Source organism: Methanobrevibacter sp. (genome assembly GCF_015062985.1).
In the GTDB taxonomy this organism is placed as follows: domain Archaea; phylum Methanobacteriota; class Methanobacteria; order Methanobacteriales; family Methanobacteriaceae; genus Methanocatella.
This window is the reverse complement of record NZ_SUTI01000028.1, coordinates 1-12,928: the sequence shown is the minus strand read 5'-3', so window position 1 is coordinate 12,928 and position 12,928 is coordinate 1. Positions and strand designations below refer to the sequence as shown.

Sequence of the window (12,928 nt, the reverse complement as noted above, 5' to 3'; positions counted from 1 at the left end):
GCTGAAGAAATGGAATACACTTCACTTCCTGGTGTAATGGAAAAATTAGAATCCAGATTTGAAGACATGGATGATTAAATTTAAAGAGATTTCAAATCTCTTATTTTTTTACTTTTTTTTAAAATTATTTCTTATGGGCAGTTATTATTGTAAAGCTGCTTGAATTGATTGTTATTGTGCACCCGTCAACATCCACGTAATAGTTTTTACCTTCTTTTCTAACAACTGAATTTTCCTGTTCAAGTTTGGAAATACAGTAACCAACGGGTTCATCGCTTATCCCTAAGTTTTTCTGTATTCTTCCAACGCCCATTTCTGTAGTATGGATTTTTTCTTTATTTTCTAATAATGATTTCTTATGCATTTCAGCACCCGTTTTTCGCATCTTGGTTGATGGTATGATTAGTTATTTATATATTACACACTAATTAATAATTATGTCATTTTTAAAATTCATTCTTAAAAATCCATTCAGGAGGAAGAATAGTGCAATCCTGGCTATTGTGGGGATTGCAATTGGGATTATAGTTATTGTTGCTCTTGGTGGAATTACTGATGGTTTAGTCAATACTTTTGAAGATACAATTCATGCTGGGGGTGCAGATTTTTCAATTTCCGGTAAAGAAACCGGTGATTCAGCATATGGGACTAACACTATCGATGCAAATTGGACAGATAAAATAGCAAATGTAAGCGGTGTAGATGAAGCATATCCGATATATGTCGTTCTAACTTCAGTCGGTGATGATTTCATGAATACTCTAATCGGTATCGATCCTAACGGTACAAAATTGGCAGACGTATCCATAAAAGAAGGAAGAATCATGAACGACAATGAATCCGAAGCCATTTTGGGTGAAATCTATGCCGATGATAACAATTATTTCGTCGGAGATAATATCGTGATTGACGGTGAAGACTTTGAAGTTGTTGGGATTTATGAAAGCGGAGATTCTAATATGGCTGGAGGAGTGTTCACATCAATTTCTAAGGTCGGAGACCTGATGGATGATGAGGATTCAATTTCAAACATTTACGTTAAAGTCGAAAAAGGTGAAGACCCTCAAACTGTTGCGGATAGAATAGATGCAAAATACGGTGATAATATTACAACTATCACTTCCGTAATGGAGATGACACAAATGGCAGACATGCTGAACATGCTTCAGGCATCAACATGGGCTATTTCACTATTGGCCATTGTGGTGGGGGGCCTAGGCATCATCAACACAATGCTGATGTCAGTATTTGAAAGAACCCGTGAAATTGGGGTTTTAAAAGCTGTAGGATGGTCAAACCGGAAAATACTCACCATGATTGTGGGTGAATCACTTGTAATCACAATTGTATCAGCTATTATAGGATCCCTAATCGGCTATTTTGCATGTGTCCTTTTAGGTCCTCAAATGGGAATAAGCCCAGTATTCACACCTAAGATATTTATTCAGGCATTTGCAATAGCAATCGTCGTCGGAATCATCGGAGGAATCTATCCTGCAGTTAAAGCAATGAAATTGCCTCCAACTGAAGCATTGAGGTATGAATGAGGTGATATTATGAATGTGGTGGAAATCAAAGAGTTATATAAAAGCTATGAAGACGGCAAAATTAAGGCATTAAACGGTATCAACCTCACAATTCAGGATGGTGAATTCGTATCAATCATCGGTCCGTCAGGATCAGGTAAGTCAACCTTATTGAATATGCTCGGTGCTTTGGATGTTCCGGATTCCGGAAGCATCAATGTTGCAGGCAATGATTTGAAAACTTCCAAAAAACTAAATGAATTCAGGGGAGAAAAAATAGGATTCATTTTCCAGCTGCACAATTTGATTCCAAATATATCTGTCGTTGAAAATGTGGAGATTCCGATGTTTACTCAAAAGATGTCCGCTAAGGAAATGAGGATTCGTGCATTGAAGCTATTGGATGATGTTGGACTTAGGGACAAGGCGGAAATCTTGCCGAACAAATTATCCGGTGGGGAACGTCAAAGGGTAGCCATTGCCCGAGCACTGGCTAATGACCCATCAATAATATTGGCGGATGAGCCTACAGGATCACTAGATTCCAAGACAAGTAGCAAAATCCTTAAACAATTAATCGATTTACACAAAGATAAAAATGTAACATTGATAATTGTAACTCATGATATGGATGTAGCCAAACTTGCAGACAGAGTTATCGAAGTTTTGGATGGTGAGATAATATCTGCCGGCGATGACTCATTGATTAACAGCAAAATTGATGTTTAACTTATTTTATCAAATAAGTTATTCTTACTTTTTTTTAACTTCAAAATTGATTTCAGTTTGAAATATTATTTTTTCTTAGTATAATTGCTTTAATTTCTAACAAAAAGCTTATTTATTCCTTTATTCTATTTAATAACTAATTAAATTTTTTAAATAAGAAAATGAGGAATAAATATGGGAGAAGAAATTCAAATACAAAAAACTTTGTTATATGTTGGTGATGAAGGCGAAGTGTCAATGGATGTTATAGTTGATTATGAAAACGAGACATTCTGGGCAACTCAAAAGACTATGGCAGAATTGTTTGGTGTTAATGTTCCGGCAATAAGTAAACATCTGAAAAATATTTTTGAGGAAGGGGAGTTAATAAAAAATTCAGTTATTTCCAATTTGGAAACAACTGCATCAGATGGAAAACAATATAAAACAAATTTCTACAATTTAGATGCCATCATCTCTGTAGGTTACAGAGTCAACTCTAAAAATGCAACACGCTTCAGAATATGGGCTACTCAGCAATTAAAAGAATTAATAATTAAGGGATTCGTTTTAGATGATGAATTATTGAAAAATGGTTCAAGATTTGGTAGGGATTATTTTGACCAACTGCTTGAAAGAATACGTGATATTAGGTCATCCGAGAGAAGATTCAATCAAAAAATCACAGATATTTATGCAACAAGCTTTGATTACCGGAAGGATGCTGAAGTAACACAGGAGTTTTTCGCTACAGTTCAAAACAAGTTAATATATGCAGTCAGTGGAAAAACGGCTGCAGAAATAATTTCCGATAGGAGTGATAGTGAAAGAATTAACATGGGATTAACAAATTGGAGCAGTCCCAATGGAAAAATCATATTGAGTGATGTTGTCATATCAAAAAATTATCTGAATGAACGGGAATTAAAACGTTTGAATAATTTGGTAGACGGTTTTTTAACTCTTGCCGAGTCACGGGCTTATAATGAGATACCTATGGCTATGAATGATTGGAAAGAAGTGTTGGATGCATATATTAATCTTAATCAATTGCCGATTTTGGTAGGTAAGGGTAAAATTTCATCAAATGAAGCGCATAGGATTGCAAAAGAAGAATATGAAAAATATAAAATTATCCAGGATAGGGACTATCAGTCTGATTTTGATAAGTTGATAATTGAAATTAAAAGATTGGAGGGTGTGGAAAATAATTAGATTATTCCATGAATCATCCTTAAGGCATCTAATAGTCCGTGGCTGTATTCAATACAACCGAATGCAGTCCTCATATCTTTTTTTTCCAGGTAATATTTAGAATCATTCCAGTAATCAATAGCACGGTCATATATTTCTTTTTCTTTTCCTTCAAAGGTAATGTCGGCTACCTGATTCAAGTTTCTCTCTAATTTTGCAATGTCTTTTGCAATTTTTTCAGGACTTTCAAGTTCACTCATTGTAATCTCCTCCAAACGTACATTACTCTTTGTCCAACGGTAAAGTATGACAAGCCTACTAAAAAGTAAATTATGTATGTAAAGTAGATGTCTCCTGCAAAGTATCCAATTAATGCCCCAATCATTAATATGATCATACGAACTGCTCTCTCTGCAATTCCAATGTTACATTCAATTCCCTGTGATTCAGCCCTTGCTCTCACATAGCTAACGCAGATTGCAGAATGAATTGCCAAAACTCCAACAAACCAATCGCAGTATCCTCCAAATATGATTCCAATGTATATTATCGCATCTGCAAATCGGTCCATTGTGGAATCAAGAAATGCGCCGAATTTTGATGATTTGCCATGAAAACGGGCAACAGCACCATCCATCACATCTAAAAATCCGGAAGCCAGAATGGCTATTGTTGCAAGAATCAATGAATGTTCTGCAAATCCGTAAGCTGCAATAATTGCGATAAATGGTGAAATTACAGTAATAATATTCGGATTGATATTAAAGTTTTTAGCAATAGGGTTCAATATTTTTGTTAATAGGGGTCTTAAACTTTGAAGCATAATTTATATATAAATATTTCATCTAATATAATTGTTAGGTAAGTTAAAATGAAGATAGTTAAAACCAGTATTGATTCGGTTGATGAAGAGATAATTAATGAGGCTATAACCGTATTGACCGATGGCGGTGTGGTGTTATATCCTACTGACACTGTTTATGGTTTGGGTGCAAATATTTTTGATAATCGTGCCGTTAGAAGGGTTTTTGATATAAAACAAAGAAGTTTGCTAAAACCTTTGTCAATACTTGTTTCAAATGTGGATTCAATAGATTTGGTTGCAAAGGTTTCTTTGAGTCAAAAGGAGGTTATCCATAATTATCTTCCGGGCCCATACACTTTTATTCTACAAAAAAGGACAATAGTTCCCAGGGTGGTTACAAGCGGTTCAAAGTATGTTGGTGTCAGAGTCCCCAACAATGAGCTGGCATGCAGATTGGCCAGGATATTTCCGATAACAACCACTAGTGCTAATTTGTCAGACGAAGAGGTTTTAAGCAATCCAAACGATATTCTGGATCAATTGGGACATGGTGTTGATTTGGTTATTGATGTTGGTGAGTTAAAATCCAATCATCCTTCTAAAATTGTTGATTTGTCAATGAGAAATCCAAAAATAATAAGAAGGTAAAAAAGATTAGGGATTAACCTTTTTTACGCACATATATTCCTACAACTGCTATAATTACAATCACAACCATCAAAATAAAGATAGGGTTTCCAACTGCTTTAATTAATTTTGTTACAATTGTTGCATTTTGAGGTGTTTCATTTGCATTAATGATTTTGGTGTTGTTTTGGTTTATTGTAGTATTATTAATGATTACAGTCTTTGTTTCATTTGTTTTGTTTGTTGTTTGGTTGGTTTCGTTTTTAACAGTTTGGTTGGTTGTTGTTTCATTGGTTTTATTTGTTACATTTTCGTTGGTTTTATTGACAGTTGTTTGGTTGGTTTTGTTTTTAACAGTTTGGTTGGTTGTTGTTTCATTGGTTTTATTTGTAACGGTTTCATTTGTTTTGTTGACTGTTGTTGAGGTGATGTCATTTGTCTTTTCAGTTGTATTGTTGTTTGCCGCTGCACCAAGTATGCCGTTATTATCTACTTCTTTTATGGATACTCTGTATGCAAGGCAATCAGATTTGCTTCCGTTCAAATCTTTTAAAAGTTCAAATTCGAATGTGCCTTCGGTTGAATCTTCAAGTTCAACAACAGCGCTGTCACCGATTTTTTCCTGTGACTTCAAAACAGCACTGATTACTTTATCGTTGCTGCTTGCATAAGATCCGTCAGAAAAGCTGGCAATAATCTGGTTGAGATTGCTTTCACAACCTTGTTTGTAGGCTTCAATGATGGCTAGTTTAACATAATTTTGGATTCCGCTGTTGCTGGTTGGTTCGCTGACAAATCCGTCATCGTTAGTTATATCAGCTTTTGTTAAATCAAGGCAAAACCCTGTAAATCCATCGCTGAATTCAATTCTATTGCCTATGATTGAAATTGGCTTGATATGATTGGACATATCCAATACTTTACCGTCATTTGTATTTATAGTGTCATTTGCATCTGTGGTTCCATTTGTAATATTTTCGGCTGTAACAATGCTGAAACAGCTGATGCAAAATAATAAAACTATTAAAGTTACAATTATTTTTTTGTTCATATTAAAAACTCCTTAAAGTTATTTGATAATATTGATGTAGGGTTATTTAAAATTTGTTAAATATATATCTTATAAAAATCAATATTTTATCATGAAAGTATTAGCTAATTTTGAAGATAATCATAAAATTCCTTCAAATTCTTCATTGGATGTAATGTTGGGCGGAGGTTTTGAGAAGGGTACAATTACTCAAATATTTGGGCCTCCAAGTTCCGGGAAAAGTAATTTGACATTAGCTTTAACAGTCAATGTGGCAAAAAATAATAAAAAAGCCATCTATATTGATACAGAAGGAGGAATATCCATTGACAGGATTAAACAAATTGCGGGTGATGACTTTTCAAATGTAGCTAATAATATAATCGTTTTTGAACCGACAACTTTCCAAGAGCAAAATGACAAGTTAAGGTCAATCGAGATTTGGCTTAGAAGGAACCATGATGATGTTGATTTATTGGTATTGGACTCTGCTGTTGCATTGTATCGTGTAGACGATATGAAATCCGCCAAACTGAATAAGGAACTTGGTAAGCAAATGGGTCTGTTATCCAAAATTGCAAGACAGTATGATATTGCAGTTATAGTTACAAACCAGATATACAGTGCAATCGATGAGGAAGGAAACAGCGATATCAAGGCAGTTGGAGGAACCATTTTGCAGTATTGGAGCAAAGTTATAATCCAGCTTGAAAGAGGTGATGAAATCAACCAGAGGGTTGCTACTCTTAAACGCCATAGGAGTATGCCCGAAGGCAAACAGGCTGTTTTCACAATTACTTCAAGAGGAATTATTTAGGTACTTTTATTAATAATTAAAAATAAATATTTACTTTGGTATTTTTAGTGTGATATTATGAGGGATAAGGATTTTGATATTAAAAACCCTAAAAAGAAGTTTCAAAAAACTGAAAGGGTGCCTCCAGAAGGCTATGAATGTGCAAATGACTTTTTTGAAGATATGTATATGGACAAGGACATGATTTGGATGGGTCAAAATACAAATCATTTACATGGTGATATAATTGCCGATGCAATGATTGACGCCATAAAGGAAAAGACATTTTGCAGATATCCTGCCCCAGAAGGATTCTCCGAACTTAAACAATTAATTTTAGATGATTTAGGATTTGAGGATTTGGAGGTATTGTTAACATCTGGCGCAACAGAATCCTTATACTTATGTATGCAAGCTCTTTTAGAGCCTGAAGATAACGTGATTTTATCCGATCCAGGATATTTCATCATTGGAGACTTTGCAAATCGTTTTGCAGGTGAAGTAAGATATGTTCCGATTTACTTTGAAGAAAATAACTATAAGTTAACTCCGGATTTATTAAGACAGAATATGGATGAAAATACTAGAATGGTTATTTTAATCGATCCTTTAAACCCGCTCGGTTCCTCATACACTGAAGATGAATTAAAAGAGTTTGCAGAAATTGCAGAAGAAAATGACTTATACTTATTGCATGATATAACTTACAAAGACTTTGCAAGAGAACATTTCCTTGTAGAAAACTACGCTCCAGGCCAAACAATAACCATTTATAGCTTTTCAAAAATATTTGGAATGGCAGGTTTAAGAATTGGTGGAGTTGTTTCATCAAAACCAATCATTGATGCCATTAAAAATGCTGTAGTCAATGATTTGGGTGTAAACATCATTTCCCAATACGGTGCAATTGCAGGTCTTAAGTCAAAACCGCAATGGTTTGAAAAAATGAGGGAAATCTGTTTTGAAAACCAAAGATTGATTAATGAAATGATTGAACCGATTGAAGGTGTGTTCTTGCCGGTTTATCCATCAGACGCAAACATGATGGTGATAGATTTATCCGGTGCAGGAATAGATCCAAAGGAAATGTCAAACTACTTGATTGAGAAAAAACTATTTACAAGAGAAGGGGAATACACTTCAGAAGAATTTGGGGACAGGTACTTGCGTATTAGTTTCTCAATTCCAACAGAAGAAATTGAAGTATTCTGTGAAGAGTTCCCGAAAGCTGTTGAAGCTTTAAGAAAATGATTGATTCTACTTTTGAGAGGTTTAGATACCACAAACCTCTTCCTAATTTTTATAAAATTGAAAATCCCCAAAACCCTAAAAGAGAAATTTCAGATGATTTGCTGAATGAATTGGATGGCTTGGCCAAAAAATATGGTTTTACAGGAATAAGCTATTCCAAATTATCCGAGGATTTCAAACGTGAATTTGACATTAATATTGATAATGTGCTTATTTTCAAGTTTTTGATGGGTGACGATTTGATTAAGATGGAACCTTCTCCCGAAAAAGGCAAATTGATGGATGATGAATTTCAGGAATATGGTGTTCACGTTTATGAATTTGCGGATTTTTTAAGGGAAAACGGATTTCAGGCAGACTTGATACATCCGTTGGATGACAATTTAAGCTTGAGGGCAATTGCAATGCAGTCAAATGATTGTGTAATTACCAGAAGCAACATGTGCCTTTTTAAGGATGGTTTGCACTGCGGTTTTTTCATGATTCACACTTCAATTGATAACTTGCCATTTAAAAGTGAAAATGACATGTTATGGGTGCCGGATTTCTGCTCAACATGTGGTGTTTGTATAGATAGATGTCCTGAAAATGCATTTGATGAAAATGAAAAACTTCTAAGAAAAGTCTGCACTGCCCATAGGGAAGGTTGCAATGAATGCTTCTTGAAATGCCCATTTTACAGGCGAGGTTATGATAAGGTTAAAAAAAGATATGGGAGGATGAAAAAATGAGTGAAAAAATAGCTTTAGTTTCATGCAGTGGATTAAGCCCGTTAGGGTTAGTTGTAAGAGCAGCTAGTGTCGAATTAGCTTTAGAAAATGATAATATTGTTGCAGCATGCATCACCGAATATTCTGCTCAGCCAAACAATTGCTCACCAATATTGGATGATGCAAAAATAGTTACAATAACCGGTTGTGGTGATGATTGTGCATCAGTCATCTTAAAGGATAAGGATGTCAATCCTGTTAAAAATATTTCAGCAGATGCGGTTGTCAAAACTTATGACTTAAATCCTTTGGATGCAGTCCGTTTGGATGAAGACGGTGAAAAAGCTGTTGAAATACTGAAAAAATTCATTCTGAGCGAGCTTGAAAATATTTAGTTGTGGTTCCTTAATGTTGATAAATGTTGGGGTTGTCTTTCCTGATTAACGGTATTTATAAAGATTGTCTCATTAGTCATGGTTGCATTTTTAAAAATTAATGCCCATTCCCTTTTAGGGGAATGGTGATAATGTAGCTTATTTATTTTATTAAGCAACTCAGTAATATCAATATCTATTTAAACTATTTTTCTAATTAAAACTGATGTATTGTTTGTTTTTCCAGTTGGCAATACCATTACTTCTTTGTGGAATCCTCTTGTATCCTTTTCAAGAACAGGAGCATATAGGATTGCTCTCATTCCGGTGTAAGTTCTATAAATCAATGGAGTATCCTCATCTATGAATTCCCAAATGTTTGAAAAGACTCTTTCCTTCGGTTCCGCCAGTGCAGCCACCATAAGGATGTCATATTCAAGATCAGCAATGGAATTTTCATCACCGGTCATGATTATTATGTCATTGTCCAGACCTAATTTTTTCAATACCTGCCTTGATAAGTCTGCAACATCTTCTTGCTGTTCTATTCCGATACATTTGCAGCCAAATACCATATTGAACATTATCAGAGTCAATGGTAGTGGTCCGCTTCCAAGAAATACAAATGTTTTATCCTCATTAAATTTAGCTAATTGGCTTTCATTATTTATTAGTCCAATGTATCTTTCATAGAACTGGAAGGAGTCTAATGTTTCTTTGGGATTATCTGATTGTAGAATTTTAAGGGCATTTTCTGTTTCTAGCCTTGCACCAATATATACATAGAATTTGCGGATAAATTGAAGTGCTTTGTTCATCTTTTCATCATCGAGAATGTGCTTTGCAGAGTCAAAATCAATTTCTCTATCGTGTGCGATGATTTCCACTTCATCAAGAATCTCAATAATCTCGTTAATATTTACATCGTCTAAGGCTGAATCTCCATATTTGTCTAAATCGCCATAGCTTGAGAGTTTATCAGCTATTTCTTCAATCTTTCCCTAATATTTGTAACAGCTCATCTTATCACAACTTAATTTACTTTAAATAGGGTTTATGTTATTAAAGGTATATAAGCTTTTTAAATTTAAAATAAAGTATTACTATTCGTAAAAAAAGGTATTGAGAGTAATACTTTGTTAAAAGTGGTGATGATAAAAAGAGAATAGTTAATCGGATAAGTAATAATATTCTCCTTTTTCTTTTTGTTCGCGATCTTTATAACTGTCAAGCTTGTTAACTCTTGGTCTTTTTGTCTCTTTGTCTCTTCTGAATGTGATGTTCAAGTTTCCTAAAAATTCGTTCATCGCATTTCTGAGGTCAGTTGGCTTTGAAGCGTGACCATTCAAACCAGGAGTTCCGTTAAATACCATTGCCCTGTCGGATATGTAATCGATAAAGACGATATCGTGGTCAACGATAAGTGATGCGGCATTTTTGCTTTCAATCATCTTACGGATTACACGGGCGGCTATTAACCTTTGCTCAACATCCAGAAATGCTGTCGGTTCGTCGAAAAGATATATTTCAGCATCTTTTGCAAGTGTTGCGGCAATAGCCAATCTTTGAAGTTCCCCTCCACTCAATCCTTTGACAGGTTTATCAAGCATTTCATTCAATGAAAATGGAATCATTATTTCACTTTCAAAGATTTTGCTTCCAAAGCTAGGCGCATTCATGTACAGGAAATCGCTTACACTTCCTTCAAAATCGGTTACGATGTATTGAGGTTTGTAAGCAATTGTAACTTCCTCGTCAACTTCACCGGTTGTCGGTTCTTCAACTCCTGCAAGCATCTTTGCAAAGGTGGTTTTACCGATACCGTTTGAACCGAATGCAGTTACAATCTCATCATAGAATATGTCTCCTGCATCAGCGGATAATTTAAACCCTTCGTAATCCTTGCTGATGTCGGTATAGCTTGCAAGCGCATCCCCTTCATCTTCCGGAGTTGGAGGTCTTATTGTAAATTCAATTGCATTTTTTCTGATTCTCACATTTTCTTCAGCCAGGAATCCTTTGATATATGCATTAATTCCTAAACGAACACCTTTTCTTCCGGATACTACACCGTACCCTCCTGGTGTACCGTATAATATATGGATATTGTCGGATAAAGCATCGAGTGTTGCAAGGTCGTGTTCGATTACAAGAACGCTTTTGCCTTCTTCAGCTAATGACCTTATTACTTTAACTGCATTTAATCTTTGGGACACATCAAGCCATGATGTAGGTTCGTCGAAGTAGTAGAAATCCCCTTCCCTTAGAACTGTTGCAGCTATTGCAACCCTTTGAAGCTCTCCTCCACTCAGGTTTTCCATATTCCTGTCTAAGACGTTTTCAAGCTGGAGTTCCTTTGTCACATATTCGAGTTTGTCTCTTTCATTAACGTTATTGAGCAAATCTCGGACCTTGCCTTTTACAACTTTTGGAAGCTTATCAACCATTTGGGGTTTCATTATGGTTTTCACATTGCCTTCTGACAAATCCCTGAAATATTTCTGAAGGGCTGAACCTTTATAGAATTCAATTACCCTGTCCCAATTTTCGGGAGGATTTTCGAAGTCTCCAAAGTTAGGTATCAGGTTTCCAGCCAGAATATTCATTATTGTGGATTTACCAATACCGTTCTGCCCTAGAAGGCCTAAAACAGTTCCTTCCTCTAAGCTTGGAAGTCCAAACAGTTCAAATTGATTTTGGCCAAATCTGTGTATTGGCTCACCTACCGCTTCAGGCAAGTTAATAATAGTAACAGCATCAAATGGGCAACGGTTTGTACAGATACCGCACCCTTCACATAATTCTTCTGATATCAACGGTTTTTTTGTATCTTCATCAACTACTATGGTGTCCTCGTCCATTCTAACACCTGGACAGTAGTGTATGCAAAGATAGTCACATTTTTTAGGTTGACATCTGTCTTTGTCTAAAATTGAAATACGAGTCATTATTATCTCCTTAAAATATAATCATTTACATTTTTGTTATTTCTATTTAATTAAATTATGTTAATTTTCAAAAAACTTTTTAATTTAATAATTAAATATTTAGTATTGATTAAGATGAAACAGGTTATGATTGTTAGAACAGATTTAAAAATGCGCAAGGGCAAAATTGCAGCACAATGTTGTCATGGATCCATTGGGGCATATAAAAAAACAGCTCCGGACAAGATTAGAAAATGGGAAAATGAGGCTTATGCAAAGGTAGTCCTGAAAGTCCAAACAAAAGAGGAGTTAATTGAACTTAAAAAAGAGGCGGATGAAAAAGGAATATCCACTTATCTGGTAATTGATGCCGGAAGGACTCAGATACCTACATCAAGCATTACAGTTTTGGCCCTTGGCCCTGATGAAGATGAAATAATTGATGAAGTGACTGGGGATTTGAAACTTTTATAGCATAACTTGCAATTTAATCATGCTTATTTTTAATTAAACAGGGTCGTGATTGTTATTATAAAACAGGTTGTAAAGATAGGGGGAAGTCTATTTCCAGAGTATGCAATAGATTTGGCAAAAAGGCTTGAAAACACTGATTCATGTATTGTTTTGGGGGGAGGCGAATTTGCAAATCTCATTCGCAGATACAATGATGAACAAAATTTTTCCGAAGAAGCAAACCATTGGACAGCTATTGATTGTATGGACATCATAGCTAAGCTTGTCAACGATAAAGTTGCCTCTTCAAAACTGGCATATTCAATCGAAGAAGTTATTCAGGTCTCAGATGAAGGTTTTACACCAATCTTTGTGGTATCTGATTTTTTAAAAAGAGAAGATCCGTTTGAATGCTCATGGGATGTAACCTCAGATTCGATTGCAGCTTACATTTCACACCTTCTAAATGCAAACCTTTTAATAGTAACAAATGTAAATGGTATATATACCCAAGAACCGAAAGAGCC

At 35.1% G+C, this 12,928-nt stretch carries 16 protein-coding genes; 10 read left to right on the top strand and 6 right to left on the bottom strand.

Going from position 1 to position 12,928, the window contains the following annotated elements; translation table 11 throughout:
• Positions 1-124: 124 nt before the first annotated feature.
• Positions 125-364 (bottom strand): DUF3781 domain-containing protein, encoded by a 240-nt coding sequence (locus tag E7Z77_RS09095; protein WP_292753213.1) that lies wholly within the window; start codon positions 362-364, stop codon positions 125-127.
• Between the two features lie 73 nt (positions 365-437).
• Between E7Z77_RS09095 and E7Z77_RS09090 the strand changes: the two genes are divergently transcribed.
• The 3 genes from E7Z77_RS09090 to E7Z77_RS09080 all read left to right on the top strand — a co-directional run bounded on the left by E7Z77_RS09090 (position 438) and on the right by E7Z77_RS09080 (position 3,449).
• Entirely contained in the window at positions 438-1,547 is a 1,110-nt protein-coding gene (locus E7Z77_RS09090) for an ABC transporter permease (RefSeq protein WP_292753210.1), read from the top strand.
• Positions 1,548-1,556: 9 nt separating this feature from the next.
• Positions 1,557-2,255, top strand: coding sequence for an ABC transporter ATP-binding protein (locus E7Z77_RS09085; protein ID WP_292753206.1), 699 nt, complete (start codon positions 1,557-1,559; stop codon positions 2,253-2,255).
• 174 nt (positions 2,256-2,429) lie between these two features.
• Complete coding sequence (locus E7Z77_RS09080; RefSeq protein WP_292753203.1) at positions 2,430-3,449, top strand: virulence RhuM family protein; 1,020 nt, start codon at positions 2,430-2,432, stop codon at positions 3,447-3,449.
• Here the strand turns inward: E7Z77_RS09080 and E7Z77_RS09075 are convergent.
• Positions 3,446-3,688 (bottom strand): DUF357 domain-containing protein, encoded by a 243-nt coding sequence (locus tag E7Z77_RS09075; protein WP_292753200.1) that lies wholly within the window; start codon positions 3,686-3,688, stop codon positions 3,446-3,448. The two genes, E7Z77_RS09080 and E7Z77_RS09075, sit on opposite strands and share 4 nt — an antisense overlap.
• Positions 3,685-4,251: an archaetidylinositol phosphate synthase gene (pgsA, locus tag E7Z77_RS09070; RefSeq protein ID WP_292753197.1), complete on the bottom strand. Its 567-nt coding sequence runs from the start codon at positions 4,249-4,251 to the stop codon at positions 3,685-3,687. Before pgsA ends, E7Z77_RS09075 begins: the two co-directional genes overlap by 4 nt.
• A 48-nt stretch (positions 4,252-4,299) precedes the next feature.
• On the opposite strand from pgsA, the gene E7Z77_RS09065 reads away from it, so the two are divergent.
• Entirely contained in the window at positions 4,300-4,881 is a 582-nt protein-coding gene (locus E7Z77_RS09065; protein WP_292753194.1) for an L-threonylcarbamoyladenylate synthase, read from the top strand.
• 13 nt (positions 4,882-4,894) lie between these two features.
• Here the strand turns inward: E7Z77_RS09065 and E7Z77_RS09060 are convergent, their stop codons facing one another.
• Positions 4,895-5,911, bottom strand: coding sequence for a hypothetical protein (locus E7Z77_RS09060; RefSeq protein WP_292753191.1), 1,017 nt, complete (start codon positions 5,909-5,911; stop codon positions 4,895-4,897).
• A gap of 91 nt (positions 5,912-6,002) precedes the next feature.
• Between E7Z77_RS09060 and radB the strand changes: the two genes are divergently transcribed.
• The 4 genes from radB to E7Z77_RS09040 are packed head-to-tail and all read left to right on the top strand — an operon-like array spanning position 6,003 to position 9,042.
• Complete coding sequence (gene radB, locus E7Z77_RS09055; protein WP_292753188.1) at positions 6,003-6,707, top strand: DNA repair and recombination protein RadB; 705 nt, start codon at positions 6,003-6,005, stop codon at positions 6,705-6,707.
• 57 nt (positions 6,708-6,764) lie between these two features.
• Positions 6,765-7,937, top strand: a complete 1,173-nt coding sequence (locus tag E7Z77_RS09050) for a pyridoxal phosphate-dependent aminotransferase (RefSeq protein ID WP_292753185.1) — start codon at positions 6,765-6,767, stop codon at positions 7,935-7,937.
• Positions 7,934-8,668 carry a 4Fe-4S binding protein gene (locus E7Z77_RS09045; RefSeq protein WP_292753181.1) on the top strand — a complete coding sequence of 245 codons (735 nt, stop codon included), beginning with the start codon at positions 7,934-7,936 and terminating at the stop codon, positions 8,666-8,668. Before E7Z77_RS09050 ends, E7Z77_RS09045 begins: the two co-directional genes overlap by 4 nt.
• Entirely contained in the window at positions 8,665-9,042 is a 378-nt protein-coding gene (locus E7Z77_RS09040; RefSeq protein ID WP_292753179.1) for a putative zinc-binding protein, read from the top strand. The genes E7Z77_RS09045 and E7Z77_RS09040 overlap by 4 nt, the downstream gene beginning before the upstream one ends.
• A 179-nt stretch (positions 9,043-9,221) precedes the next feature.
• Here E7Z77_RS09040 and E7Z77_RS09035 read toward each other — a convergent pair whose 3' ends face one another.
• Together E7Z77_RS09035 and E7Z77_RS09030 are read right to left on the bottom strand one after the other, a co-directional pair.
• Positions 9,222-10,016, bottom strand: coding sequence for a nicotianamine synthase family protein (locus tag E7Z77_RS09035; RefSeq protein ID WP_292753216.1), 795 nt, complete (start codon positions 10,014-10,016; stop codon positions 9,222-9,224).
• Positions 10,017-10,190: 174 nt separating this feature from the next.
• A complete protein-coding gene (locus E7Z77_RS09030) occupies positions 10,191-11,969 on the bottom strand; it encodes a ribosome biogenesis/translation initiation ATPase RLI (RefSeq protein ID WP_292753177.1) in 1,779 nt (592 codons plus the stop codon).
• Positions 11,970-12,083: 114 nt separating this feature from the next.
• On the opposite strand from E7Z77_RS09030, the gene pth2 reads away from it, so the two are divergent.
• Both pth2 and E7Z77_RS09020 read left to right on the top strand, forming a co-directional pair.
• On the top strand, positions 12,084-12,422 hold the full coding sequence (gene pth2, locus E7Z77_RS09025) for an aminoacyl-tRNA hydrolase (protein WP_292753175.1): 339 nt from the start codon (positions 12,084-12,086) through the stop codon (positions 12,420-12,422).
• Positions 12,423-12,467: 45 nt separating this feature from the next.
• Positions 12,468-12,928, top strand: a 461-nt coding sequence (locus E7Z77_RS09020; RefSeq protein ID WP_292753172.1) for a delta 1-pyrroline-5-carboxylate synthetase, incomplete at its 3' end; no start/stop codon positions are given.

Coding starts and splice junctions, on each gene's coding strand:
- E7Z77_RS09095 (WP_292753213.1), bottom strand. CDS start 364: ATGCATAAGAAATCATTATTAGAAAATAAAGAAAAAATCCATACTACA.
- E7Z77_RS09090 (WP_292753210.1), top strand. CDS start 438: ATGTCATTTTTAAAATTCATTCTTAAAAATCCATTCAGGAGGAAGAAT.
- E7Z77_RS09085 (WP_292753206.1), top strand. CDS start 1,557: ATGAATGTGGTGGAAATCAAAGAGTTATATAAAAGCTATGAAGACGGC.
- E7Z77_RS09080 (WP_292753203.1), top strand. CDS start 2,430: ATGGGAGAAGAAATTCAAATACAAAAAACTTTGTTATATGTTGGTGAT.
- E7Z77_RS09075 (WP_292753200.1), bottom strand. CDS start 3,688: ATGAGTGAACTTGAAAGTCCTGAAAAAATTGCAAAAGACATTGCAAAA.
- pgsA (WP_292753197.1), bottom strand. CDS start 4,251: ATGCTTCAAAGTTTAAGACCCCTATTAACAAAAATATTGAACCCTATT.
- E7Z77_RS09065 (WP_292753194.1), top strand. CDS start 4,300: ATGAAGATAGTTAAAACCAGTATTGATTCGGTTGATGAAGAGATAATT.
- E7Z77_RS09060 (WP_292753191.1), bottom strand. CDS start 5,911: ATGAACAAAAAAATAATTGTAACTTTAATAGTTTTATTATTTTGCATC.
- radB (WP_292753188.1), top strand. CDS start 6,003: ATGAAAGTATTAGCTAATTTTGAAGATAATCATAAAATTCCTTCAAAT.
- E7Z77_RS09050 (WP_292753185.1), top strand. CDS start 6,765: ATGAGGGATAAGGATTTTGATATTAAAAACCCTAAAAAGAAGTTTCAA.
- E7Z77_RS09045 (WP_292753181.1), top strand. CDS start 7,934: ATGATTGATTCTACTTTTGAGAGGTTTAGATACCACAAACCTCTTCCT.
- E7Z77_RS09040 (WP_292753179.1), top strand. CDS start 8,665: ATGAGTGAAAAAATAGCTTTAGTTTCATGCAGTGGATTAAGCCCGTTA.
- E7Z77_RS09030 (WP_292753177.1), bottom strand. CDS start 11,969: ATGACTCGTATTTCAATTTTAGACAAAGACAGATGTCAACCTAAAAAA.
- pth2 (WP_292753175.1), top strand. CDS start 12,084: ATGAAACAGGTTATGATTGTTAGAACAGATTTAAAAATGCGCAAGGGC.